The 23696-nt window shown below is 64.0% G+C and carries 24 protein-coding genes; 8 read left to right on the top strand and 16 right to left on the bottom strand.

All coding sequences use genetic code 11. The features are described from left to right. Positions 1 to 59 precede the first annotated feature (59 nt). From U5768_RS17070 to ada, 5 genes are all read right to left on the bottom strand, one after another. Positions 60 to 779 (bottom strand): OmpA family protein, encoded by a 720-nt coding sequence (locus tag U5768_RS17070; protein WP_322031578.1) that lies wholly within the window; start codon positions 777 to 779, stop codon positions 60 to 62. 263 nt (positions 780 to 1042) lie between these two features. Next, positions 1043 to 1525, bottom strand: coding sequence for a hypothetical protein (locus tag U5768_RS17065; protein WP_322031577.1), 483 nt, complete (start codon positions 1523 to 1525; stop codon positions 1043 to 1045). Between the two features lie 241 nt (positions 1526 to 1766). After that, a complete protein-coding gene (gshA, locus tag U5768_RS17060; protein WP_322031576.1) occupies positions 1767 to 3389 on the bottom strand; it encodes a glutamate--cysteine ligase in 1623 nt (540 codons plus the stop codon). 200 nt (positions 3390 to 3589) lie between these two features. Further along, entirely contained in the window at positions 3590 to 4600 is a 1011-nt protein-coding gene (locus tag U5768_RS17055) for a DNA-3-methyladenine glycosylase family protein (RefSeq protein ID WP_322031772.1), read from the bottom strand. 5 nt (positions 4601 to 4605) lie between these two features. Beyond that, a complete protein-coding gene (gene ada, locus U5768_RS17050) occupies positions 4606 to 5793 on the bottom strand; it encodes a bifunctional DNA-binding transcriptional regulator/O6-methylguanine-DNA methyltransferase Ada (RefSeq protein ID WP_322031771.1) in 1188 nt (395 codons plus the stop codon). A 421-nt stretch (positions 5794 to 6214) separates the two neighbouring features. On the opposite strand from ada, the gene U5768_RS17045 reads away from it, so the two are divergent. Further along, the gene (locus U5768_RS17045; RefSeq protein ID WP_322031770.1) at positions 6215 to 6625 is read left to right on the top strand and encodes a VOC family protein; all 411 of its coding nucleotides are present in this window, start codon (positions 6215 to 6217) and stop codon (positions 6623 to 6625) included. A gap of 25 nt (positions 6626 to 6650) precedes the next feature. On the opposite strand, the gene U5768_RS17040 is transcribed toward U5768_RS17045, so the two are convergent. After that, the gene (locus tag U5768_RS17040; RefSeq protein WP_322031575.1) at positions 6651 to 7205 is read right to left on the bottom strand and encodes a YaeQ family protein; all 555 of its coding nucleotides are present in this window, start codon (positions 7203 to 7205) and stop codon (positions 6651 to 6653) included. Between the two features lie 274 nt (positions 7206 to 7479). Continuing rightward, positions 7480 to 7821: a surface attachment protein Sap1 gene (gene sap1 / locus U5768_RS17035; RefSeq protein ID WP_322031574.1), complete on the bottom strand. Its 342-nt coding sequence runs from the start codon at positions 7819 to 7821 to the stop codon at positions 7480 to 7482. Positions 7822 to 8273: 452 nt separating this feature from the next. Here sap1 and U5768_RS17030 point away from each other — a divergent pair, with 452 nt between their 5' ends. From U5768_RS17030 to U5768_RS17020, 3 genes are all read left to right on the top strand, one after another. Further along, positions 8274 to 8900, top strand: coding sequence for a LysE family translocator (locus U5768_RS17030; protein ID WP_322031573.1), 627 nt, complete (start codon positions 8274 to 8276; stop codon positions 8898 to 8900). A gap of 194 nt (positions 8901 to 9094) precedes the next feature. Next, on the top strand, positions 9095 to 9259 hold the full coding sequence (locus tag U5768_RS17025; protein WP_167334410.1) for a hypothetical protein: 165 nt from the start codon (positions 9095 to 9097) through the stop codon (positions 9257 to 9259). 120 nt (positions 9260 to 9379) lie between these two features. Further along, positions 9380 to 9748 (top strand): ecotin precursor, encoded by a 369-nt coding sequence (locus U5768_RS17020; protein WP_322031572.1) that lies wholly within the window; start codon positions 9380 to 9382, stop codon positions 9746 to 9748. Between the two features lie 33 nt (positions 9749 to 9781). Here U5768_RS17020 and U5768_RS17015 read toward each other — a convergent pair whose 3' ends face one another. From U5768_RS17015 to mnmE, 5 genes are all read right to left on the bottom strand, one after another. Next, entirely contained in the window at positions 9782 to 10807 is a 1026-nt protein-coding gene (locus tag U5768_RS17015) for a S1C family serine protease (protein ID WP_322031571.1), read from the bottom strand. Positions 10808 to 11037: 230 nt separating this feature from the next. After that, complete coding sequence (locus U5768_RS17010; RefSeq protein ID WP_322031570.1) at positions 11038 to 11274, bottom strand: hypothetical protein; 237 nt, start codon at positions 11272 to 11274, stop codon at positions 11038 to 11040. 144 nt (positions 11275 to 11418) lie between these two features. Continuing rightward, a complete protein-coding gene (locus U5768_RS17005; RefSeq protein ID WP_322031569.1) occupies positions 11419 to 11613 on the bottom strand; it encodes a hypothetical protein in 195 nt (64 codons plus the stop codon). 368 nt (positions 11614 to 11981) lie between these two features. Then, positions 11982 to 12293 (bottom strand): DUF4148 domain-containing protein, encoded by a 312-nt coding sequence (locus U5768_RS17000; protein ID WP_322031568.1) that lies wholly within the window; start codon positions 12291 to 12293, stop codon positions 11982 to 11984. A gap of 226 nt (positions 12294 to 12519) precedes the next feature. Beyond that, entirely contained in the window at positions 12520 to 13920 is a 1401-nt protein-coding gene (gene mnmE, locus U5768_RS16995; protein WP_322031567.1) for a tRNA uridine-5-carboxymethylaminomethyl(34) synthesis GTPase MnmE, read from the bottom strand. Between the two features lie 376 nt (positions 13921 to 14296). Here mnmE and U5768_RS16990 point away from each other — a divergent pair, with 376 nt between their 5' ends. Further along, positions 14297 to 14716, top strand: a complete 420-nt coding sequence (locus U5768_RS16990) for a transcriptional regulator (protein ID WP_322031566.1) — start codon at positions 14297 to 14299, stop codon at positions 14714 to 14716. Between the two features lie 133 nt (positions 14717 to 14849). Here the strand turns inward: U5768_RS16990 and yidC are convergent, their stop codons facing one another. The 4 genes from yidC to rpmH form a co-directional block, all read right to left on the bottom strand. Beyond that, complete coding sequence (gene yidC, locus U5768_RS16985; RefSeq protein ID WP_322031565.1) at positions 14850 to 16526, bottom strand: membrane protein insertase YidC; 1677 nt, start codon at positions 16524 to 16526, stop codon at positions 14850 to 14852. Between the two features lie 30 nt (positions 16527 to 16556). Then, the gene (yidD, locus tag U5768_RS16980) at positions 16557 to 16787 is read right to left on the bottom strand and encodes a membrane protein insertion efficiency factor YidD (protein WP_042266160.1); all 231 of its coding nucleotides are present in this window, start codon (positions 16785 to 16787) and stop codon (positions 16557 to 16559) included. Between the two features lie 92 nt (positions 16788 to 16879). Then, complete coding sequence (gene rnpA, locus U5768_RS16975) at positions 16880 to 17401, bottom strand: ribonuclease P protein component (protein WP_415913920.1); 522 nt, start codon at positions 17399 to 17401, stop codon at positions 16880 to 16882. A 91-nt stretch (positions 17402 to 17492) separates the two neighbouring features. Continuing rightward, the gene (rpmH, locus tag U5768_RS16970; RefSeq protein ID WP_026120950.1) at positions 17493 to 17627 is read right to left on the bottom strand and encodes a 50S ribosomal protein L34; all 135 of its coding nucleotides are present in this window, start codon (positions 17625 to 17627) and stop codon (positions 17493 to 17495) included. A 425-nt stretch (positions 17628 to 18052) separates the two neighbouring features. On the opposite strand from rpmH, the gene dnaA reads away from it, so the two are divergent. From dnaA to gyrB, 3 genes are all read left to right on the top strand, one after another. Beyond that, positions 18053 to 19618 (top strand): chromosomal replication initiator protein DnaA, encoded by a 1566-nt coding sequence (dnaA, locus tag U5768_RS16965; RefSeq protein WP_322031564.1) that lies wholly within the window; start codon positions 18053 to 18055, stop codon positions 19616 to 19618. 263 nt (positions 19619 to 19881) lie between these two features. Then, positions 19882 to 20985 carry a DNA polymerase III subunit beta gene (gene dnaN / locus U5768_RS16960; RefSeq protein WP_028203240.1) on the top strand — a complete coding sequence of 368 codons (1104 nt, stop codon included), beginning with the start codon at positions 19882 to 19884 and terminating at the stop codon, positions 20983 to 20985. Positions 20986 to 21098: 113 nt separating this feature from the next. Then, a complete protein-coding gene (gyrB, locus tag U5768_RS16955; RefSeq protein ID WP_322031563.1) occupies positions 21099 to 23570 on the top strand; it encodes a DNA topoisomerase (ATP-hydrolyzing) subunit B in 2472 nt (823 codons plus the stop codon). Positions 23571 to 23696 lie beyond the last annotated feature (126 nt).

Raw genomic sequence — 23696 nt, 5'->3', positions numbered from 1 at the left:
CGCCCTGGCAAAGCCGCGGGCGACCGGGTGCGCGTTGCGCGCTGCGTGATTAACGCTGCTTATTGGCGCTGCGTGATACCGCTCGTTTCGATCTCGACGCGACGGTTCTTCGCACGGCCCTCAGCCGTGGAATTCGACGCGACGGGCTTCGAGAAGCCATAACCGTGCACTTCGTACTGGCCGGCGTGGAGGCCGCGCGACTGGAGATAGTTGCGAACGGCCTGAGCGCGGCGCAGCGAGAGGCGATCGTTATACGCCTTCGAGCCGACCGAGTCGGTATGGCCGTCGATTACGACGGTACCGATGTTCACGCCGTCGCTTTCACGGACGAACTGGTCGAGCGACTGCTTGCCTGCCGGCAGCAGATCGGCCTTGTCGAACGCGAAGTTGGCGTCGGCGTTCAGCGTGATCGTGCGCGGCTGAAGAGCGACGGGCGGCGGAGGCGGCGGCTGGACGGCCGCGGGCGGCGGCGCCGGCGGCTGCGGCGTCTGGCAGATGAACGTGATTTCACGCGGATCGTCTTCCGGCTTGAACCCGGAAGCGGCCCGATCCACCGACGAGACGCGCAGCGGCGTCTTGCTGCCGCATATCTCGTTGACCTTGGCCATACAGGTCTTGGAGGTTTCGAGCAAGCCGAGGCATTGCACGCGATACGCTTGCGAGCCGTTAGCCAGCGTGACGACGTCGAGATTGTGAGCGGGGCCCGAGGCGGTGGTACAGCCCGCGGCGGCGACGATTACTACAGCCGCGACACTGGCGGACAGAAGGCGCAGTTTCATTGTCGATTTGAGTTGTTGGTTGAGGATGAACGGCCCGGACCACACAGGCCGAAACCAGCCCAAGATACGGGTTCCCCAATCACTCCCTCAATCAGACAATGCCTAAATCGGCAATATAAGTCACTCGAAGGTCGTTATTCGCAAGCCGCCGCTCTGAACGCGCGCCAGCGCCAGGCATGCCAGCGCGGTCAGAGCGATGTGCGGCGACGGCCTAAAGGTCAAAGGTCAGAGGTTCAAAGATCCAGGGGTTCAGGGCGCCGCGATCAATGCGCGCTCGAAGCCGGCTCGGCCACTGCCGCGCCGCTTACGCCAGCCGTGTCGCCGCCAGCGCCTGTAGTCGTGTCGCCGGGGATGGGCGCATCGACGCCCGTGCGAACGTACTGCTTGAACGCCGCGCCCGCCGACCAGGGGTTGGGCTTGCAGCCGAGCGAGCTGTCGCAGTGCGCGGCAAAGCCGATCGTGGCCGTGCCATCGGCGTTGGCGGACTTCGTGATTTCATAGGCGAGCAGGCGCCGGCCGCCGCCCGGGCCCGACGTCTGGATCAGCGTGTCGGTGACGGTCTGCAATTCGTACTTCGAATGACTGCGCACCCAGCCTTGCGCGCGCTGCCACCAGAGATCGCATTGCGCCTGGTCTGAGCACGTAAGCGGCGCGGTCGCGATCTGCATGACGTCGGGATTGACTTGCCCGCGCGACGCGCAGGCCGCAGCCGTCGCGCAGAGCAGGATCGCAAGAGTTCGTTTCATCGCGTGGATTCCTCCCAGAGTGAGCCGCATGGCGCGCGGCCCGTGCTTTTTGGTGTTGTCAGTTTCGTTCGCACGGCGCGGACGTCCTCCGCGCAGTTCCGCAACGCGACGCCTGCCCCTGGTTGGACCGCATCTGCACGCAGGCGTTTCGAGCAAATGCGGTGCCTGGGGCAAATCTCGATGGAGTGTGTGCGCCGCGCGTCCTGCGGCCCGGATGGCCCCACGGCCCCGGGTGCAGGACTCAGACGCTGAAGCGATTGAGCGTATAAGCGCGATACGCGGCGACGAACGAGTCGAACGATCCGACTTCGTCGCGCTCGAGTTGCGCCTGCTCCGCGAGCGACTCGCGCGCGAGCGTTTCGAATTCAGCCGTGGCCGCTGCGTCGAGCGGCTGCGCGAGGAACTGCGCGGCGTGGCGCTCACTTTGCGCGAGCGCAAATTGCAGGAAGGACTGCTTGTTATCGCGCATGGTTTGCAGCACGCGAGCCGATGATGTGAGCGACGGATCGGCCAGCTTCGCGCGTTGTGCCGCGAGCGAGCGCGCATGTTCGTCGCTGCCGTGCGCGGCGTCGAGTACGGCGGCCGCGTGGCCGATCTTCTCGAACAGCGTTTCGGCCCACGCGCGCATCGGCACGTCCTTTCCTTCGCGCTTGAGCACGAGGCCGGGTCGGCGCCCTTCTTTCGTCACGAGGCCGAAGTTTTCGTTCGATTCGGCGTAGGCCTCGGCGGGCAGGAAGGGGCTGTCGTCGAGCGCGCAGGCGAGCAGATAGGCGTCCAGAAACCTTGCGGTTTCGAGCGCGATGCCGGTTGGCTCGAACGGGTCGATGTCCATGCAGCGCACTTCGACGTACTGCACGCCGCGCGCGGCGAGCGCATGCAGGGGACGCTCGCCCGGATGCGTCACGCGCTTGGGGCGGATCGTCGAATAGAACTCGTTTTCGATCTGCAATACGTTCGTGTTGATCTGCACCCACTCGCCTTCGCGGTGCGTGCCGATCGCCTCATACGGCGGATACGGCTGGCTCACGGCCTGGGCGAGCGCGTCGAGGTAGCCTGCCAGCGTGTCGTAGTCGGCGCGCAAGGCGGACTGGCCCGTCGTGTTCGAGTAGCCGAGATCGCTCATGCGCAGGCTCGTGGCGTACGGCAGATAGAGCGTGTCGGCGTCGAACGCTTCGAGCTTGTGCTCGCGGCCGCGCAGGAAGCGCGCATCGAGCGCGGGCGAAGCGCCGAACAGGTACATGAGCAGCCAGCTCGTGCGGCGGAAATTGCGGATCAGCGCGAGATAGCGCTCCGACTGATAGTCGGTGAGCGTGGCCGTGGACTGATGATGCGCGTGCAGCACGCGCCACACTTCCTCGCTCAGCGAATAGTTGTAGTGAATGCCGGCGATGCACTGCATCGTGCGCCCGTAGCGCAGCGCGAGGCCCATGCGGTACACGTACTTGAGGCGGCCGATGTTCGAGTTGCCATAGCGCGCGATGGGAATGCCGTCGTCGGTGTCGGGCAAGAGACCGGGCATCGACTCGTTCCAGAGCATTTCGCCGTCGCGCGCGAGTACGGCGTAGACGTAGCGATGCAGCTCGTCGAGCTTCGCCAGCGTGATCGACGCATCGGGCTCGGCGGGCGTGATGATCTCTATCAACGCTTCGGAGTAATCGGTGGTGAGCGACGGATGCGTGAGCGCGGAACCGAGCGCCAGCGAGTGCGGCGTTATGGCGAGACGGCCGTCGCGCGTCACGCGAAGGCTTTCCTTCTCGATGCCGCGCAGACCGCGCGTGAGCGCGTCGCGATGCGGCCCGTCGCCCAGCACGGAAAGGCGCTGTGCGAGAACGTCGTTCGTGCGTGTAGAGGTCGTGTCTGACATTGAGGCAAGTCGGGCTCGGGCCGGCGGCGCAGTGCTGCGAGCGCTCGCCGGCCGGGATTCTTTTCGGTAGCGGGCACTTTAACATCTCGCCGAAAGACCTGCTTGGGCCTGCCTCGGGCGCGGTTTTGGCCTCGGGTTTTGGCCTCGCCACGCGCTTCGCGCGGCGCGGCACCCTCTTCCCTGCGTTGCCTTCGGTTGCGCTAGCCGCCGCGCGCCGCGCCCGCGCGATCGGCGATTTCGTTCCACAAATGCATGGCCGCGTACGCGCGCCAGGGGCTCCACATGTCGGTGCGGGCGCGCTGTTGGGCCGCGCGCACGAGCGCCGGGTCGCGCGCCGCGATGGCCTGCATGAGCACGAGATCGCTCGCGGGCCACGCGTTCGCGTCGCGCCACGCGCGCATCGCGACGTACTCCACGGTCCACGGGCCGATGCCGGGCAATGCGAGCAGCGCGGCACGCATCGCGTCGAGGTCGGGGATAGCGTCGATTGGTCTGCTTTGGCGCCTGCTGCGCAGCTTGCTCTGTTCTTCTTCTGCGTAGTCGCGTTCGACGATCACGGCGCCGCTCGCCACGGCTTGCGCGAAGCCTTGCAGCGCAGCCACGCGCTTGCCCGGCATGCCGATGCCCGCGAGATCGGCGGCGGCGAGCGCGGCGGGTGTGGGAAAACGCCACGCGGTGCGTGCGTGCGCGTGGTCGTCGATGCGCTTGCCCACGCGCTCGACAAGACGCCCGATGATCGTCGTTGCCGCCTTCACGCTGACTTGCTGGCCAACAATCGCCCGCACCACGAGTTCGAAGCCCGACCACGCGCCGGGTACGCGCAGCCCCGGCACGGCCGCGACGAGCGGCGCGAGCCACGGATCGCTGCGCAGATGCGCGGCGACGGCGGCGGGATCGGCGTGCAGGTCGAACATGCGCGAGAGCGGCGCGGCGAGCGCGGCCGCGTGCGCGCTCACGGGCCCGTCGATCTGCACGACGAGACAATGCCTGCGCGCGTGGCGGCGCACGGCGAGCGTGCCGCTCGCGCCGTTGAAGTCGATCGCGCGCAGCCACGCGCCGTCCTCCACCGCCTCGACGCCCGGCGTCGCGCGGCCGCCGAAGAAGCGCAGCACGCGTGGCCAGTCGTAGGGCGCGCGAAATGGCAGTTCGAGCGTGGCACGCGTGGCACCTGGTGTCGGCGCCTCATTGTGGGCTTCGGGTTGCGGGGCGATGGCGCTCAAGCAGCGGTCTCCGGCGTGTTGGCGCGGTTCGGGGACGAGCGCGCGTCTTTCGCGTTTTCTTCGCCGCCTTTCGCCCCACGCGACGCGCGGATCTCGCCCGCGCGCGCTTCGGCGTCGATCAGCGCGGCCTTGCGCTCCAGGCCCCAGCGATAACCCGCGAGCGAGCCGCCTTTCTGCACGACGCGATGGCACGGAATGGCCAGCGCCACCGGGTTCGATGCGCACGCGCTCGCTACGGCGCGCACCGCGCGCGGCGAGCCGAGCGTTTCGGCGATCTGCGTGTAGCTGCGTGTCTGCCCATAGGGAATGCGCTGGAGCGCGTCCCAGACGCGCTGCTGGAACGCCGTCGCGGCGATGTCCAGCGGCAGATCGAAACGCTCGCGCCGGCCGTGCAGATAGGCGTCGATTTGCGCGGCGAACGGCGCGACCGCGGCTTCGTCCTCGATGCAGCGGGCATTCGCGAAATCGGCCGTGAGCGCGGCGGTGAGCGTCGCGGCTTCGTCGCCGAACGCGATTCTGCAGATGCCCTTTTCCGTCGCCGCGATAAGCACCAGTCCGATCGGTGTGGGCGTGACGGCGTAGCGGATCGTCAGCCCCGCCCCCTTGCGCCGATACGCGGAAGGCGCCATGCCCAGCTCGCCCGGCACGCTGTGATAGAGCCGCGACGACGAGCCGAAGCCGGCGTCGGCACTGGCTCGCGTGACGTCGGCGCCCTCGCCGAGCGCGTCGCGCAGCACGGCTCCGCGCCGCGCCGCCTGATATTGGCGCGGGGAGACGCCCAGCACGCGCTTGAAAAGGCGCTGCAGGTGAAACGGGCTCAGATGCACGGCTTGGCCCAACTGCGCGAGCGTGAGCCGCTCTTGCGGGTCGGCGTCGAGCGCCGCGCAGGCGCGCCGCACGATTTCCAGCTCGCGCGGCAGGCCGCCGGGGCGGCAGCGCTTGCATTCGCGATAGCCGGCGGCGCGCGCGTCCTCGGCGCGGCCGAAGAACTCGATGTTTTCGCGCCGCGGCTGCCGGGAGGCGCACGAAGGGCGGCAAAACACGCCGGTCGTGCGCACGGCATAGAAGAACGCGCCGTCGGCACTGGCGTCGCGCGACGTGACGGCTTGCCAGCGTTCGGCTTCGTTCGTCCACCGGCTATCGGGTGCTGCCTTGGGTTTTGCGGGTTTCATCGCTCGGTTCATTTCCGGGACGGCGCTCATTTGAGGGCTCCTTGAAGTACCTGTCTGTATGGCCCTTACTCTAACTTCGCGTACCGACGGTCGCGCGCCGGATCTTGCGCTGTCATTGGGCCGGCCCTTATCTGGCACTTCTATGACGTTCGGTGAATCCCTGGTGGCGCCTTCCGTTTTCCCGTGCGACAAAATGGCAACTTTGCGGGTTTTCCCTTAAAAAGTTGTTGCGTCGCGTCAGCTGACTCGCTATAGTGGTTCCTGTCTCCTCCATGTCTCCTCCTGATATGGATTAAGCCCGCTCACAGCAGCGGGCTTTTTTTCGTCCAGCGTTTTTCCACCCCACCCTCGATTTTCCGCCGAATGCGCGCTTTCTGCGCAACATCGCGTCCACGGGTTCATCATGAAAGCCCTGCGCGACCCCGAGAACGCCATGCGGATCAAGATTCGTGAGATCGATCACGTCGTCATTCGAACAGCCGACATGGCCGCGATGACGCGCTTCTATTGCGAGGTGCTGGGTTGCGAGCCGGAGCGCGAACAGCGCGACATCGGGCTCATGCAATTACGCGCGGGACGCTCGCTCATCGACCTCGTGACGGTCGGCGGCCCGCTCGACCGGGGCGCTAACGCGGCGCCTGCGGGCGCAAGCGGCAACATGGATCATCTTTGCCTGCGCGTGGAGCCCTTCGACGCCGACGCGCTTATCTCGCATCTGACGCAGCACGGAGCGCGTCCCGGCAAGGCGGTGGAGCGCTATGGGGCGGAGGGTTTGGGGCCGTCGCTGTATCTGTTCGACCCCGAAGGCAACATGGTGGAACTCAAGGGGCCACCGCGCGCCTGAACGCTGCACGCGCGCGGCCCTGCTATCACACGTTTTCGGGCGCCTTGAAGACGCTCCATTCGACTGCGACGGGCTCGGCGCTCGCATTGCCGATCCACGCTGCGCCGTCCTGCACCGTGCATTGCAAACGCATGGTGCGCTCGGCCAGCGCGCCAAGCGACGCGGCAACGCCGTCGCCCAGCGACCACACGGTGACGTTGCGCAGGCGTTCCACCTTGTTGCGCACGCCTTGCCACCAGATGTCGGAGGTGCGGCCGCCGTAGGCGATCACGACGACTTCGCCCGCGCGGCCGCTCGCCTTGGCAATGCGGCGCTCGTCGGGCTGGCCAACCTCGATCCACGTTTCGATCGCGCCCGTGTAGTCCTTGCACCAGAGATCGGGTTCGTCGGTATCGGAAAGGCCCTTGCAGAATTCGAGCCGCTCGCCCGCGAACAGCGCAAATGCCGCGATGCGAACCATCATGCGGTCATCGGTCTCGGACGGATGGCGCGCGATCGTCAGCGAATGGTCGGCGTAGTAATGCCGGTCCATGTCCGCGATCTGCAGTTCTGCTTTGTAAATGGTCGATTTGAGTGCCATACCGAATTCCGGGCGCGCGAAAGCCGCACATGATAGCGAAATTTCCAGCAAGCCATGTGCCAGTCGAGTTGACGCGCCGCGCGTGTGACGGGCGCGCGGCGCAATGCGGATGGTGTGAGGAGAAAATGACGGCGGTTTGACAGCGGCGCGCGACCCGTCGCATCACGACGCGCCCGTGCGCCCGCAAAACACGATGGCCCGGCGCGGGTGCGTCGGGCCATATGGCGAGGGGCGCGTTTTTGTTTTACGTCATCTGCGGCCGATGCGGGCGGCCTTATTGCTTGATGAAGCGATCCGTGGTCCAGAGGCCTTGCTCGTCGCCGTTCGCAGCGTTGACGAATTCGACGTCGTGGCCCACTACCTGTACGACACGGAACGACTGGTTGTCGGGCGTGGACAGACACTGGAATCCTGTGAAGTATTCCTGCATCTGCTGATGCTCGCCCGCCTGCTCGTGAAGTGCGACGGCGTCGAGCTTGTCCTTGGTGAGGCAGCCATAGGAACCCGGCTTGAGTTGCACCGTTTGCTGCGGCTTCACGCCGACGTCCTGGGCTTGAACCGCAACGGCGCAAGCCAGCCCTGCCGCCACAACGACCATACCGGACAGCATTTTCATGATTGCCTCCTGCGGCTTTTTATTCAGGTTAGCTATGTATTTAACTTTCATGCCGAAGCCGCGTCTTTAAACATAGAAAACTCCTGAAAGACTGCAACCCCGACTTGTGTGCGGTTGCAACACGGGCCGGCGATCGCCGTAAGCGTTCAAGAGCACTCCGAAGAATCGATTACAAAGCCTCGCTCTATATCCGACAAGCCGCCCTCGTTTATAGCCGGCATACGCACGTGAGCAGGTTGGGATTTAAACCGTGAATCAACGGGCAGTTCTGCCGATGACGCAACGCACCGAAGCTCGCTCCGGCGTGGTCACGAAACAAGCGCATTAATGGATTGGCGACTGAATAAAATCGATGCCAGGGCGCTTCACCCGATATCGAAAACAAGCTGCGCGCCGCGCTTGCATCCTGCAAAAGTTCGTGGATAAATCGGGCTTCCCAATGGAGGAACCCCATGACTTTTGCTCACTGGCTGCCGTTCGCGATTGCATCGGCTATTCTCGTCGCCATTCCAGGCCCGACCGTTCTGCTCGTTGTTTCCTATGCGCTTGGCCATGGCCGCCGCTATGCGCTCGCCACCACCGCCGGTGTCGCGCTCGGCGATTTCACCGCGATGACCGCATCCATGCTCGGGCTCGGCGTGATCCTCGCGGCGTCCGCCACACTGTTCTCGGTGCTGAAATGGGTTGGCGCGGCTTACCTGATCTATCTGGGCGTGAAGCTCTGGCGCGCGCCCGTTGGCGAAGGCGACGCGCCGGACACCTCGGAGACGCGCACCGGCCGCATCTTCGCGCATGCCTATGCGGTCACCGCGCTCAACCCGAAGAGCATCATTTTCTTCGTCGCCTTCGTGCCGCAGTTCATCGATCCGCATATGGGCATGACGCCGCAGATCGTCGTGTTCGAAGCCACCTTCCTCATGCTCGCGACGCTCAACGCCTTCGCCTACGCGCTCCTTGCAGCGGCCGCGCGCAAGGTCGTGCGCAGCCCGCGCGCGCAGCGCGCGATCAATCGCACGGGGGGCACGCTGCTCATCGGCGCGGGGCTCTTCGCGGCGGCGTGGCGAAAGTCGGCGAGCTAGGCGCCTTAATTACGTCGATGACGACGGCCAGGGAGGCGCATCGCGGGATGCGCGAACCGGGCACGTAAGCTGCTCAGCGTGGCTTGTGGTGGTTGGCGAACATTGTTTTCGAGCTTGAGTGCGTGATGGATGGGCAAACTGTCGCGTCCCAGCTACAATGCACTTGCAAACCGCTTGACAGCCAGGAGGTAATCGTGATCGAACACGTAATACTGGGCGCGTTTCTGGTGATTCCCCTCGTCATTGTCGTCTTCCTGTTTTCCGACGAAATCCTCGAGGAGCATCGACAGCGCGTAGAAGCGGGAGACGGACATCATATGGACTGGCGTCATCCGCTGCGCAGCTTCCTGCATCATTAAGCGAGAGCGCGCAGCAAGCCGCTGCCTGCCGTAATTCGTCGTTACCACTTGCAGCACCTGTATCCGGCAATCGCGCCGACAATCGGCCGCATGTTTTCAAAGGTTCTCAAGGAGAACGACATGCGAAAGATGGCAGCCATATTGGTGCTGGCGGGATGTGCAGTGGCGGCAGGCCCCGCGAGCGCGCACGATCACGGTGGTGACGTGGTGGGTGCGCTGGTGGGTGGCGCCTTGATTGGCGCTGCGGTGGGCGCCGTGCTCAATAGCGGGCCTGCGGTGGCGTATCCGGCTCAGCCCGTTTATGCGCAGCCCGCGCCGGTTTATGCCGCCGCCCCCGCTGGCGCGGCGTGCTACGACCAATACTCCGGCCGGTACGTGCCCTGCGCGCCTGCGCAGCCCGCACCGCCGCCGCAATATCAGGACGGTTACGAGCAGCCTGGCTACTATGGTCAGCAGCCGGTATATGCACAGCCCGGTGGTGGCTGGTAATTCATGCAGCGCCGCTTAACCCCGCTTAACCACTTAGCCCGTCTGCTCGACGGGCGTCACCTTCAGGTTAAGCCGCTGCGTCAAGCGGACCACACCGATTTCCACCTCACGATCGATACGCGACACATCGAACAGTCGCTGCAGCGTGTCGATACCGTCGACCGTCGTGCCGTCGATCGTCACGATCGTGTCGTGCACGCGCAGCCCGCCGAGCGCCGCGGGACTGCCTTTGACGATCTCCATCACCCGCACGCCGCTTATCGCGCTTAATTCGAAATAGCGCTGCACCTTGCGCGCAATCGGCACCGTGGTACCCGCAATGCCGATGTAGGCCCGGCGCACGCGTCCGTGCGCGAAGAGCTGCGTGATGACCCACTTTGCCGTATCGATGGCGGTGGCGAAGCAGATGGCCTGCGCGCCGGGAATGATCGCCGTGTTCACACCGATCACCTGACCCGCCGAATTGATGAGCGGACCGCCCGAGTTGCCGGGATTGAGCGCGGCATCGGTCTGGATCACGTCGTAGATCATGCGGCCGGATTCGGAGCGCAGCGAGCGGCCGAGCGCCGACACCACGCCCGCCGTGACCGTTTGCGCGAGACCAAGCGGGCTGCCCACGGCAACCGCGATCTGCCCGACGCGCAGGCCGGCCGAATCGCCGAGCTGCGCGTGCGGCAGCGCCTCCGACGCGCCGATACGCAGCACGGCGAGATCCGTGCTGGGGTCGTCGCCGACGAGATCGGCGGATTGCGTGGAGCCGTCCGCTAGCGTCACGCTCAGCTTGCTGGCGCCGTGCACCACGTGGCTGTTTGTCAGCAAGTAGCCGTCCGGCGTGAAAAGGAAGCCCGAACCGCTGCCGCCGCGTGCGCTCGCTGGACCCGATGCGCGGCGCTCGACAGCGATGTGCGCGACGGCTGGCTGCACGCGCTCCAGCGCGCCGATCACGGTACGCGAATAGGCGTCGAGGAGCGCGCCGTCGTCGATGCCGGCCCGCTGGCCCGCGCCGTCGGGAGAGACGCCGCGAGCCAGATCGTCAATGAAGGAAGGTCGTCTGCCCACGATCTGAATCTCCGAAAAAAGTGGGCTTTACATGCAGGGAGTGAGCGGCGTTTTCAAGACCAGACGCGGATCGGCCCTTTTTTGCCCGGGAGAGGCTGGTGACGAGCGGCTCCCTGAAAAGCAGAAAAAAGCCCGCTTGCGCGGGCTAATCCATGCTCGGGTGACATGGCGAGGTTAATCGGGAGTTCGCGGTACAGGGCACTCGCGAAAGCAAATCGAAAATCGATGAATCACGCGGCCAGCGCTTCTCGCGCGTTTGCGCCGATGACAGCCTGACGCGCTTCGAGGTCGACCATGAGCGCATCGACGGTACGGAACTGCGATGGCGTGATCTGGGCGAGGTCGAGCAGCGCCGAAAGGCGCTCGTACCAGTAATCGAATGAAAAAACCGCAGGAGTCCTGCCAACGGATAATGAGGGCGCCATTGCGCGCGTGATATGCGCGATCTCGTCGTCGATGAATTTCATGGTTCCCCCCGTGCGCCGGCCACAACGTTTTGTGAAAGCCTGTGTCGCCACTTTAGTTCGACGGTGGCGCGTGTACAGCTATCACATCGGATAGGTCAAGTTTTCAGGAAACCTTAACCTTTCAAGCGGCTTGTTACGGTCCCCTTAATGTCGCCAGCCGTGCCCGTAATAGCCGCCAACGCCAACACCAATATCGACAGCCGGCGCTGCGTAGTAACCCGGCGCATAGCCATAGGCCGGCGCAGGCGCGGGCGCGTACGCGTATGGCGGCGCCACCACACAACCGGTGAGGCCTGCCGACAAGGCAACAAGGGCAATCGCGCAGAAGAGTGTTTTCATCGTCGTTCTCCTATATCGCTGATTGTCGGCGAGCCATAGCGAGGCCAGGGTTTGGAAAAGCAACGATGTGTGTCCGCAAATTACAGCGGCCTGCAGTGAATGTTGTGCGGCCTGGATGCAGAGAAACTGGCGTTAGCGTTTCGAACAGTCGAAGCGCTCCTGAATGCAATGTCAGATTATTATTTTAATATGTCGCACTACGAACTAAATGATGTTGCATTTACCTCGTGGTGCGCAAAGGCGCCGAAAAAAGCGCCCGGGCCGTCAGGCCCGGGCGAAGCCATCGAGTGAACGACGGCGGAGGTATTCGTTTAGGTATGCGAATCGCCCCGAGTAAATCATCGCAGGCGTTTCAGCGATATCGCGTGTTACGGATGGTTATACATTGCGTTCCAGTCGGCCTTGGCTACCGCGGGGCGGCCCGCGTCGGAGTTGCCGGTTGCCGCGCCGCCATAGCCGCTCGTGGCGCCGTTCGCGGCCGCGACCCGGGCTTCGGCGGCGAGAAGATCGTCGGGATAGTGCGGGTCTGCTCCCGCGCCCGGACGCCAGCCCGCCTTCTCGAGCTGCGCGAGTTCGGCGCGCACCTGGGCGCGGGTGACGGGCGCGCTCGATTGCGCGAACGATGCCACCGGCACGATGAGAGCAACGGCAACGGCAACGGTCTGGATCAGGGACTTCATGCTAACTACCTCCTTGGCTTTTGGTTCGGCGCGACAAGGTGTCTGCATCCGATGAGCGAAAGTCTAGGAGGATTGCTTGCGAGGGTTAACCCTCGCACGTCGAAGGGATTGTTCCAGGGGGTGGGAGAATGGAGCGGGTCGCCGAGTTCTCTAAGCGCAAGATCGGTTTCGGCGACTTCCGCGCGGAGAGTGCCAACACTTAGATCGGCGGCTATCGACTTCCCCGTTATTTCCCAATACAAAACCGGCTAAAAATCACCCCAAGCAGGTCATCCGAAGTGAACTCGCCGGTAATCGAATTCAGCGATTCTTGTGCGAGACGCAGTTCTTCGGCGAACAGATCGAGCAATTGCGAGTTCTGGTCGGCGTGGGCCGCCGCATGCGCGAGATGCTCGCGTGCGGCGCGCAGCGCGATGAGATGCCGCTCGCGCGCGAGATAGACGCTCTGCGCGTCCGCCTGCCAGCCCGCAATGCGCAGCAGCTCGGCGCGCAGCAGCCCCACGCCGTCGCCTTGTTTCGCCGAAAGACGCAACTCGCAGATTTCGCTGCCGTTCCCGGCTCGATGCTTTGCCACTTCGGGCGCCGCGCCGGTCAGGTCGGTCTTGTTGAGCACGCGTACCACCGGCACGCCAGCGGGAAAGCGCGCGGCAATCGCTTCGTCTTCGGCGTTCATGCCCGTACGCGCATCGAGCAGGTGCAACACGACGTCCGCGCGGCCGATTTCGCTCCACGTGCGCTCGATGCCGATCTTCTCGACCTCGTCCTCCGTGTCGCGCAAACCCGCCGTATCGATCACATGCAGCGGAATGCCTTCGATCTGGATAGTTTGGGAAATCTTGTCGCGTGTGGTGCCGGCAACGGGCGTCACGATCGCGAGTTCCGCGCCTGCCAGTGCGTTCAGCAACGACGATTTGCCCACGTTGGGCTGTCCCGCGAGCACGACCGAAAGTCCCTCGCGCAGCAGCGCGCCCTGGCGCGCCTCGGAGAGCACGTGGTCGAGTTGTTCGCGAATGCGCGCGAGCTTGCCGCGTGCGTCCGCGGCCTCCAGAAAGTCGATCTCTTCTTCGGGGAAATCGAGCGTTGCTTCGACGAGCATGCGCAGCGTGACGACGTCGTCCACGAGCGCGTGGATGTCACGCGAGAACGCGCCGTCGAGCGAGCGGCCGGCCGAGCGCGCCGCCGCTTCCGTGCTCGCCTCGATCAAGTCGGCCACGGCTTCCGCCTGGGCCAGATCGAGTTTGTCGTTGAGGAACGCGCGCCGCGTAAATTCGCCAGGCTCGGCGAGGCGCAGCCCGAAGTCGCGGCCGGCTTCGATACAGCGTTGCAAAACGAGTTGCAGCACGATCGGGCCGCCGTGACCCTGGAGTTCGAGCACGTGCTCGCCGGTGTACGAATGCGGAGCGGGGAAGGACAACGCGATTCCCCGGTCGAGCACCGTGCCCGCACCGTCGAGGAAGGGCACGTAACTCGCGTGGCGCGCCACCAGGTGCTGGCCCGTGAGAGCCTGCATCAACGCAACGGTGGCCGCCGCGCCGGCGCGCCCGGCCGAAACGCGCACGACCCCGATCCCGCCGCGTCCGGGCGCAGTGGCGATGGCGACGATGGGATCGGAATCGGTGGCGAGCATGATGGACCTGGACCGTGGAGCAAGGCTGGAATGGGGATCGACTGCGGCGGCGAGTATAGGGACCGACAGATGTCGCGTGAGCAGTCGTAAAACGCGAGGCATTGTAACGCGCCAGCCCAGGCGTTTTCCCGCTGGGTACGCCGTCGGACTTGTCTTGCTTTATCTTGAATTAGATAAGATTGGTCCTATTGAAGGCCGTTGGAATTCGGGATTCAGGAGTATGTGATTCCGGTAACATCCCGCGCATAAGGGAAGTTGCGGGGACCTCGACCGAGGTCATAAGACGGCCAATTGCAAGCGAATTATCACTTAAATACGCTATATGTAGCCTAATTGGTTGTCATCTTCGGCAAATTCGGGCTGCACAATCTGGCCCATGCCGACCTCCAACGAAAAAGCCGCCTTCGCAGAACGTCTTAAGTTCGCGATGAAGCGCGCGCCCGAAAAACTGCGCGGCAGTACCGATCTGGCTAACCGCTTCAACCTGCGCCACCACGGTGAGCATCCGGTTTCGCCGCAAACCGCGCACAAATGGCTGAGCGGTCGCACCATTCCCACGCACGACAAGCTTGAGACGCTCGCGAAATGGTTCGACGTGGACATTCATTGGCTCCACTACGGTCCGCCGGGGAATTCGGGTTCAGCCGTACCGCGGCCGCGCAAGCCTGACGAAAAATATCCGGTTTCCGAGGAAACGCTCGAACTGGCCTCGAAGATCGAGTCGCTCAGCGCGCATCACCGCTATCTCGTGCAAGAGCTGGTCGCCCAATTCTACGGCGACGCGGACAAGAATTAGCGCGCGCGCACGAACGCCGCGCTCTGCGCCGTCAAGGAATGGCGCTCCCAACATGAAAAAAGCCGCCCGGTTCACACCGGGCGGCTTTTCTTGAGCCTTGATTCACGTGGCGGCGCGACTGCCGCCACGGCGCTCAGGCTGCTTTCGTCTTGCGTTTGCCCATCATGCGCGTGATGTAGTACTGCTGCGCGATCGAGAGCACGTTGTTCACGACGTAGTACAGCACGAGGCCCGCCGGGAAGAAGAAGAACATGACCGAGAACGCGATCGGCATGAACATCATCATCTTGGCCTGGACGGGGTCCGGCGGCGTCGGGTTCAGACGCGTCTGCAGGAACATCGAGACGGCCATCAGCACCGGCAGGATGAAGAACGGGTCCTGCTGCGAAAGGTCGTGAATCCAGAGAATCCATGGCGCGCCGCGCATTTCCACCGACGAGAGCAGCACCCAGTACAGCGAGATGAACACCGGAATCTGGATCACCACCGGCAGACAGCCGCCGAACGGATTCACCTTCTCCGTCTTGTACAGCTCCATGAGCGCCGCGTTCATCTTCTGCGGGTCGCTCTTGAAGCGCTCGCGCAGCGCCTGCATGCGCGGCGTGATTTCCTTCATGCGTGCCATCGACTTGTAGCTGGCGGCGGAAAGCGGGAAGAACACGGCCTTGATGAGCAGCGTGAGCAGCACGATCGACCAGCCCCAGTTGCCCACGTAGCTGTGGATCTTCTCCAGCAGCCAGAAGAGCGGCTTGGCGATGATCGTCACCCAGCCGTAGTCCTTCACGAGTTCCAGACCCGGCGCGATGCCTTCGAGCATGCGCTCTTCCTGCGGACCCGCGAAGAGGCGTGCCTGCACGTTGTCGGTCGCACCCGGCGCGATCGTGCCGAGCGGCTGCTTCACGCCCACGCGGTAGAGCGAGTTGTCGAACTTCTCGACGTAGATGCTGCGTTTGGCGCCTTGCTGCGGAATCCACGCGGTCGCGAAGTAGTGCTGCACCATCGCGATCCAGCCGTTGTCGGCCTGGGTGACGAAGTCCGCCTTGTTCTTGTCGATGTCGCCGAACGTGATCTTCTGGAAGTGATGCTCGTTCGAGTACACCGCCGGCCCGATGAACGTGTGCGAGAAGCGCGGCGTTTCGACCGGCTCGCTGTCACGCACGATTTCCATGTAGAGCGTCGGCGAAACGGGTGCGCCGCTGACGTTCTGCACCTTCCAGTCCACGCCGATCACGTAGCTGCCGCGCGTGAACGTGTAGGTCTTCGTGACCTTCACGCCGCCTTTCTCGGGCGACTGGAGCGCGATCTGGAACGAGCTGGCGTCGCCGGTCAGCTCGCGCGGGCCGTCGGTGGCCGTGAACACGTCGTTGTGGTTCGGGAAGTCGCCGCCGAGCAGGCCCGAGCGCGCCAGGTACGTGTGGTCGTTCGTGTGATCGAACAACGTGATGTACTGGTCGGGACCCTTGCCGTCGGCGCTTTCCTTGACGAGCGAAAGCTTCACGAGCGTGCCGCCGCGCGTGTCGATCACGCCGTCGTAGACGTCGGTGCGGAAATGGACGAGCTGCGCCGCGGCTGCAGCCGGCTGGGCGGTGTTCGTCGGCGCCTGGCCCGCGGCGGGCGCAGCCGCCGGCAGGTCGGACGCGCCATTGGCGGCGCTACCGGGCGCCGGGCCGTTGGCGGCGGTTTGCGTCTGCGTTTGCGTCGCGTTCGGGAAGAACATCGACTGGCGTCCATGGTCGCGCTGCCAGTTGTCGTACAGCATGACAGCCGACATGAAGAAGATGACCCATAGGACGGTGCGTTTGATATCCATGCGTTGTCTCAGTGTCGATGGAATGGCGCGTCAGCGCTTTTTCGGAGATGCAGGCGGGACGAGATCGATACCGCCCGCCGAAAACGGATGGCAGCGGCACAGCCGCCGCGCGGCGAGGTAAGTCCCACGCGCGGCGCCATGATACTGGATTGCCTCGCGCGCGTAATCCGAACAGGAAGGATAAAAACGGCACCGGCTGCCGAGGAGGGGACTCACGGCAAGCTTGTAGAAACGCAGCAGTGCGATCAATACCGTTTGCATGGCGTTGCGGCCTGGCTGCGCCGCGCTCGATGACGAACCACGTGCCGCTTGCGCGGCGTCTGCGCCGGACAGGCCGGACTCTCGCGCCGCGCTCATGACGCGCGGGAACTGCCGTGGTCCGGCGGCAAATCAGGACCGGCCTGGGCACGCGCCGTTTCCCCACCTGGTGTTGCGGCCTGCGTTGCGCAAGGCGTGCGCGCAGATGCCGCAGGCGCAGCGCCACCGCGCCGCATGACTTCGCGCGCGGCCTTTTCGAGCAACGTCTCGATTTCGCCGCGGCACAAAGCCTTGAGTCCCGGCGAAGACGCGCCCGGCAGCGCCTTGCGGTCGAACTTCGTATGCAGGCGCAGCAGCAGGTCGAAACCCTCGAACTGCGCGCGGCGCACACGAAACGCTTCGCGCGCGATACGGCGCACCAGGTTGCGCGTGACCGCGCGCGGTGCGTATTTCTTGCCGATCACGAGTCCGAGCCGCGCCTCGTTGCCCGTGGGCCGGCCGTACACGACGAAGTGCCCGGTGCGGCGCCAGGGACGCAAACGAAAAACGGATGAGAACTCATCCGTTTTCAGTAGCCTTGCGGCTTTCGGAAAAGCGGCTTGCGTTCGCGACGGCATGACGCCCCGATCAGTTACCGGGGTCGTCCTGTTCGCCGTGTTCGCGAGCGGGCCGCTACCCGTGATTTCGCTGATAGCGATGCTGCCCGGCTTAGACGGCGAGGCGCTTGCGACCCTTCGCACGGCGTGCGTTGATCACTTTGCGGCCACCAGCGGTCTTCATGCGCACGCGGAAACCGTGGGTACGCTTGCGACGGGTAACGGAAGGTTGGAAAGTACGTTTCATGTTGCTCTCACTGTTGAGTTTCGACCGCGGCGAGCATCGCGGAAAAAGGCAATGGCCGGTGGTACTAGGGATTGGTTTTCGAGGAACCCGCTATTTAAGCCGCTTTTTCGTTGGCCGTCAATAGGTTAGGCCATCGAACCTTCTGGCACGGCGGCGCGGCGCCCGTGTTGACGGCAGAGGGGGCACGAACGAACGTGCGTTGATCCGTCCCTGTGGATAACTTCCTGGCAAGGGTATTTCGGCGTTAGAATCTCGCCTATCCCAAGAATCCTGCATGCCGCTCCGGCCCGCCTGCTTGCCGCAAGACCCTTGCCGCGCGGGCTTCCGGAGCCTTTGCCGTCGCCTCGTCAGGGCCTTGTCGCGTGTGTGCGCGGCAAGAGCGAAGCGACCGCAACGTATGCAAACAAAACGACCACAGCAACTCGATGAACGAATTCTGGCAACACTGTTCCGCACTACTGGAGCGCGAGCTGACGCCCCAGCAGTACGTGACGTGGATTAAACCGTTGGCCCCGGTTGCCTTCGATGCTGCGGCGAACACGCTGCAGATAGCCGCTCCCAACCGTTTCAAGCTCGACTGGGTCAAGAGCCAGTTTTCGGGCCGGATCACCGATCTGGCGCGCGACTTCTGGCAAACGCCCGTCGACGTGCAATTCGTCCTCGACCCCAAGGCCGGCGTGCGCGCGCCTAACGTCGCGCCTGCTCCCGCGCCGCGGGCGCCTCTGGCTGGCGCCCCCGCACCGGCCGTTGCCGCCGCGCCGCAACCGGCGGCCGCGTCGGGCGCCAGGGGCCTCGCGGGCATGGTGCAAGCGGCGTCGACCGCCGCCGCGCAGGCCACCGTTGAAGACGCCGCCGACCTCGACCTGCCGAGCCTCGACGCCAACGAAGCCGCCGCCGGCCGCCGCACGTGGCGCCCGGGCCAGGGCGCGGCCGCGGCCGCATCGAGCGGCGAACCCGACCCGACCTACGAGCGCTCGAAGCTCAACCCGGTGCTCACGTTCGACAATTTCGTGACGGGTAAGGCGAACCAGCTCGCGCGCGCGGCGGCCATTCAGGTGGCCGACAACCCCGGCATCTCGTACAACCCGCTGTTCCTGTACGGCGGCGTGGGCCTCGGCAAGACCCACCTGATCCACGCAATCGGCAACCAGCTCCTGCTCGACAAGCCGGGCGCACGCATTCGCTACATCCACGCCGAACAGTACGTGTCCGACGTGGTGAAGGCCTACCAGCGCAAGGCGTTCGACGACTTCAAGCGCTACTACCACTCGCTCGACCTGCTGCTGATCGACGATATCCAGTTTTTCTCCGGCAAGTCGCGCACGCAGGAGGAGTTCTTCTACGCGTTCGAGGCGCTCGTCGCCAACAAGGCGCAGGTGATCATCACGAGCGACACGTATCCGAAGGAAATCTCGGGTATCGACGACCGTCTGATCTCGCGCTTCGACTCGGGCCTGACCGTGGCGATCGAGCCGCCCGAGCTGGAAATGCGCGTGGCCATTCTGATGCGCAAGGCGCAGTCGGAAGGCGTGAGCCTGAACGAGGATGTGGCGTTCTTCGTCGCGAAACACCTGCGCTCGAACGTGCGCGAACTCGAAGGCGCGCTGCGCAAGATCCTCGCGTATTCGAAGTTCCACGGCCGCGACATTTCCATCGAGCTGACGAGGGAAGCGCTCAAGGACCTGCTGACGGTGCAGAACCGCCAGATTTCGGTCGAGAACATCCAGAAGACGGTGGCGGACTTCTACAGCATCAAGGTCGCCGACATGTATTCGAAGAAGCGTCCGGCCAACATCGCGCGGCCGCGCCAGATCGCCATGTATCTGGCCAAGGAGCTGACGCAGAAGAGCCTGCCGGAAATCGGCGAGCTGTTCGGCGGCCGCGATCACACCACGGTGCTGCACGCCGTGCGCAAGATCGCCGACGAACGCACCAAGGACGCCCAGCTCAACCACGAGCTGCACGTGCTCGAACAGACGCTGAAGGGGTAATGCGCGGGGTAACCGTCATATCCCCAAAGGGTTTGCCCTGTTTATTTCGCGGATCGCCCCCAATTTAGGGAAGTGGTCCGTTTTCAGGCACAATATGGGTTTAACCGCCCGGCGGTCCGGGGCGGGAACCACGCCGCGGCCTGTGCTGAATCCACCGCCTGAGCGGCGCCAACGCCGCCGACCCCACATGCAGATTCGTGGGTCGCGTCGGTAAAACCGGCGCCAGGCGCTCGCGCAGACCGTCACATCAACGAAGGAACTCTATGCAACTGGTCAAGACCGAACGCGATAACCTGCTGAGGCCGCTGCAAACGGTGAGCGGCATTGTCGAACGCCGCCATACGTTGCCGATCCTCGCCAATCTGCTGATCACCAAAACCGGTTCCGACGTCTCGTTCCTGTCAACCGACCTCGAGTTGCAGATCACCACGACCGCCGACTTCGGCGTCGGCAACGACCAGGTCGCCACGACGGTCGCCGCGCGCAAGCTGCTCGACATCCTGCGCGCCATGCCCGACGGCCAGGTCACGCTCACGCTCGCCGACAAGCGCCTCACCGTGCAGTCGGGCAAGAGCCGCTTCGCCCTGCAAACGCTCGCCGCGGACGAGTTCCCCACGGTGGCGCAGGCGAAGGACTTCGGCGCGAATCTCGCGGTGCCGCAGAAGACGTTCCGCCAGTTGCTCGGCATGGTGTATTTCGCCATGGCGCAGCAGGACATCCGTTACTACCTGAACGGCATGCTGCTCGTCGTGGACGGCGACCAGCTCATGGCGGTCGCGACCGACGGCCACCGCCTCGCGTTCTCCTCGATGAAGATCGAGGGCTCGTTCGCGCGCCAGGAAGTCATCATCCCGCGCAAGACCATTCTCGAACTCCAGCGCCTGCTCGAAGACATCGACGACGTGCTGAAGATCGACATCGGTTCGACGCAGGTGAAGTTCACGTTCGGCCAGGTCGAACTGGTTTCGAAGCTCGTGGAAGGCAAGTTCCCCGACTTCCAGCGCGTGATCCCCAAGGCGCACAAGAACACCTTCCAGATCGGCCGCGAAGAACTGCAACGCTCGCTGCAACGCGCGGCGATTCTCACGTCCGACAAGTTCAAGGGCGTGCGCTGCATCATCGAGCCAGGCCAGCTCAAGATCATGTCGACCAACGCCGATCAGGAAGAGGCGCAGGAAGAGCTGGAAATCGCCTACCAGGGCGACACCATCGACATCGGGTTCAACGTCACGTATCTGCTCGACGTCCTCGCGAACCTGAAGGTCGACACGCTGGAAGTGAGCCTTGGCGACGCCAGTTCCAGCGCGCTCATCACGATTCCCGAGAACGAGGAATTCAAGTACGTGGTGATGCCGATGCGCATCTAAAAAGCGCGACAGAAGAAGAACACCAGGGGGCGCTGCGCCCCTTTGGCGTTTTTATGGCTTTTTGAAAAAGTCTCGAGCAGTAACACAGGCAGTACGCAGAACCGGAAAATTCCATGACTGATACGAACAACTCGCAACCCGACAACAGCTACGGCGCCTCGTCGATCCAGATCCTCGAAGGACTGGAGGCAGTGCGCAAGCGGCCCGGGATGTACATCGGCGACACGTCGGACGGCACCGGTCTGCACCATCTCGTCTTCGAAGTGCTGGACAACTCGATCGACGAAGCCCTCGCCGGCTACTGTAACGACATCCACGTGGTGATTCACGCGGACAACTCCATCTCGATCACCGACAACGGCCGCGGCATTCCCACGGACGTGAAGATGGACGACAAGCACGATCCGAAGCGCAGCGCCGCCGAAATCGTGATGACGGAGTTGCACGCGGGCGGCAAGTTCGACCAGAACAGCTACAAGGTGTCGGGCGGTCTGCATGGCGTGGGCGTGTCGTGCGTGAACGCGCTCTCGAGCTTTTTGCGTCTCACCGTGCGCCGCGACGGCAAGAAGCACTTCATGGAATTCCACCGTGGCGTGCCGCAGAACCGCGTGCTCGAAGAGCGCGACGGCCACACGGTTTCGCCCATGCAACTGCTCGGCGACACGGAAAATCGCGGCACCGAAGTGCACTTCATGGCCGACGAAACCATCTTCGGCAGCGTCGAATATCACTACGACATTCTCGCCAAGCGTATTCGCGAACTCTCGTTCCTGAACAACGGCGTGCGTATTCGCCTGACCGACCAGCGCACGGGCAAGGAAGACGATTTCGCGTTCGCGGGCGGCGTGAAGGGCTTCGTCGAGTACATCAACAAGGCGAAGACGGTCCTGCATCCGACCATCTTCTACATCTCCGGCGAGAAAGACGGCGTGGGCGTGGAAGTGGCCATGCAGTGGAACGACAGCTACAACGAAAGCGTGCTGTGCTTCACGAACAACATTCCGCAGCGCGACGGCGGCACGCACCTGACGGGCTTGCGCGCGGCCATGACGCGCGTGATCAACAAGTACATCGCCGACAACGAAATCGCCAAGAAGGCCAAGGTGGAAACCTCGGGCGACGACATGCGCGAAGGGCTTTCGTGCGTGCTCTCCGTGAAGGTGCCGGAGCCGAAGTTCAGCTCGCAGACGAAGGACAAGCTGGTTTCCTCGGAAGTGCGTGCGCCGGTCGAGGACGTCGTGGCGAAGGCGCTCGAAGAGTTCCTGCTCGAAACGCCGAACGACGCGAAGACCATTTGCGGCAAGATCGTCGATGCCGCGCGTGCGCGCGACGCCGCGCGCAAGGCGCGCGAGATGACGCGCCGCAAGGGCGTGCTCGACGGCGTGGGGCTGCCGGGCAAGCTTGCGGACTGCCAGGAAAAGGATCCGGCGAAGTCGGAGGTGTACATCGTCGAGGGCGACTCGGCAGGCGGCTCGGCCAAGCAAGGCCGCGATCGCAAGTTCCAGGCCATCCTGCCGCTGCGCGGCAAGGTGCTGAACGTCGAAAAGGCGCGCTACGACAAGCTGCTCTCTTCCGAGCAGATCGTCACGCTGATCACCGCGCTGGGCTGCGGCATCGGCAAGGACGACTACAACCTCGAGAAGCTGCGCTATCACCGCATCATCATCATGACCGACGCGGACGTGGACGGCGCGCACATCCGCACGCTGCTGCTCACGTTCTTTTATCGCCAGATGCCCGAGATGATCGAGCGCGGCTACGTGTATATCGCGCAGCCGCCGCTGTACAAGCTCAAGGCGGGCAAGGACGAGCGCTATCTCAAGGACGATTCGGAACTGAACGCGCATATGCTGCGTCTCGCGCTGCAAGGCTCCGAACTCGTGCCGAACGAAGGGGCGACGCCGATTTCCGGCGACGCGCTTGGCGAACTCGCGCGCTCGTACCAGCTTGCGCGCGGCGTGGTGGATCGTCTGTCGCGCCTGTACGACGAACGCGCGCTCGAAGCGATCATGGACGGCGTGGCGATCGACCTGTCTAGCGAGGCGTCGACCGGGACTTCGGCCCGCGCGCTCGAAGCCCAGTTGCGCGACGATCCTTTGAAGCCCGAAGTGTCCGTGGTGCCGATGTACGACCAGGTGCGCGAGCAACGTTCGCTGCGCGTGGAGCGCCGCCATCACGGCAACGTGAAGGTGTCGGTGATCGACGAGGAGTTCCAGCTCACCGCCGACTATCAGCAGCTCGTGAACACGGCCAATACGTTCAAGGGCTTGATCGGCAAGAACGCCGTGATCAAGCGCGGCGAGCGCAGCATGGCCGTGAACGACTTCAAGAGCGCGATGAAGTGGCTGATCGCCGACGCCGAGCGCAACGTGTCGAAGCAGCGCTATAAGGGCTTGGGCGAGATGAACCCCGGGCAGCTTTGGGAAACGACGATGGACCCGACTGTGCGGCGTTTGCTGCGCGTGCAGATCGAGGACGCGATTGCCGCCGATGGCATCTTTACCACGCTCATGGGTGATGATGTCGAGCCGCGTCGTGCGTTTATCGAGAGCAATGCGCTGCGGGCGGGGAATATTGATGTTTAATCGGTAGAGTAGCTAACGCTAGCTACCAGTCGCTATCCATAGCCGCACAAGCTGAAAAAGGACCCATAGGTTTTCCAACCTATGGGTCCTTTTCATTTCACTACACACCCCCGGCCGCTCTTACTT

The organism is Paraburkholderia sp. J76 (assembly GCF_905220295.1).
GTDB lineage: Bacteria > Pseudomonadota > Gammaproteobacteria > Burkholderiales > Burkholderiaceae > Paraburkholderia.
This window is presented reverse-complemented; position numbering and strand designations above follow the sequence as displayed.

Excerpts from the sequence above, each read along its gene's own strand:
- U5768_RS17070 (WP_322031578.1), bottom strand. The coding sequence starts at position 779 with ATGAAACTGCGCCTTCTGTCCGCCAGTGTCGCGGCTGTAGTAATCGTC.
- U5768_RS17065 (WP_322031577.1), bottom strand. The coding sequence starts at position 1,525 with ATGAAACGAACTCTTGCGATCCTGCTCTGCGCGACGGCTGCGGCCTGC.
- gshA (WP_322031576.1), bottom strand. The coding sequence starts at position 3,389 with ATGTCAGACACGACCTCTACACGCACGAACGACGTTCTCGCACAGCGC.
- ada (WP_322031771.1), bottom strand. The coding sequence starts at position 5,793 with ATGAACCGAGCGATGAAACCCGCAAAACCCAAGGCAGCACCCGATAGC.
- U5768_RS17045 (WP_322031770.1), top strand. The coding sequence starts at position 6,215 with ATGCGGATCAAGATTCGTGAGATCGATCACGTCGTCATTCGAACAGCC.
- U5768_RS17040 (WP_322031575.1), bottom strand. The coding sequence starts at position 7,205 with ATGGCACTCAAATCGACCATTTACAAAGCAGAACTGCAGATCGCGGAC.
- sap1 (WP_322031574.1), bottom strand. The coding sequence starts at position 7,821 with ATGAAAATGCTGTCCGGTATGGTCGTTGTGGCGGCAGGGCTGGCTTGC.
- U5768_RS17030 (WP_322031573.1), top strand. The coding sequence starts at position 8,274 with ATGACTTTTGCTCACTGGCTGCCGTTCGCGATTGCATCGGCTATTCTC.
- U5768_RS17020 (WP_322031572.1), top strand. The coding sequence starts at position 9,380 with ATGCGAAAGATGGCAGCCATATTGGTGCTGGCGGGATGTGCAGTGGCG.
- U5768_RS17010 (WP_322031570.1), bottom strand. The coding sequence starts at position 11,274 with ATGAAATTCATCGACGACGAGATCGCGCATATCACGCGCGCAATGGCG.
- U5768_RS17005 (WP_322031569.1), bottom strand. The coding sequence starts at position 11,613 with ATGAAAACACTCTTCTGCGCGATTGCCCTTGTTGCCTTGTCGGCAGGC.
- U5768_RS17000 (WP_322031568.1), bottom strand. The coding sequence starts at position 12,293 with ATGAAGTCCCTGATCCAGACCGTTGCCGTTGCCGTTGCTCTCATCGTG.
- mnmE (WP_322031567.1), bottom strand. The coding sequence starts at position 13,920 with ATGCTCGCCACCGATTCCGATCCCATCGTCGCCATCGCCACTGCGCCC.
- U5768_RS16990 (WP_322031566.1), top strand. The coding sequence starts at position 14,297 with ATGCCGACCTCCAACGAAAAAGCCGCCTTCGCAGAACGTCTTAAGTTC.
- yidC (WP_322031565.1), bottom strand. The coding sequence starts at position 16,526 with ATGGATATCAAACGCACCGTCCTATGGGTCATCTTCTTCATGTCGGCT.
- yidD (WP_042266160.1), bottom strand. The coding sequence starts at position 16,787 with ATGCAAACGGTATTGATCGCACTGCTGCGTTTCTACAAGCTTGCCGTG.
- rnpA (WP_415913920.1), bottom strand. The coding sequence starts at position 17,401 with ATGCCGTCGCGAACGCAAGCCGCTTTTCCGAAAGCCGCAAGGCTACTG.
- rpmH (WP_026120950.1), bottom strand. The coding sequence starts at position 17,627 with ATGAAACGTACTTTCCAACCTTCCGTTACCCGTCGCAAGCGTACCCAC.
- dnaA (WP_322031564.1), top strand. The coding sequence starts at position 18,053 with ATGAACGAATTCTGGCAACACTGTTCCGCACTACTGGAGCGCGAGCTG.
- dnaN (WP_028203240.1), top strand. The coding sequence starts at position 19,882 with ATGCAACTGGTCAAGACCGAACGCGATAACCTGCTGAGGCCGCTGCAA.
- gyrB (WP_322031563.1), top strand. The coding sequence starts at position 21,099 with ATGACTGATACGAACAACTCGCAACCCGACAACAGCTACGGCGCCTCG.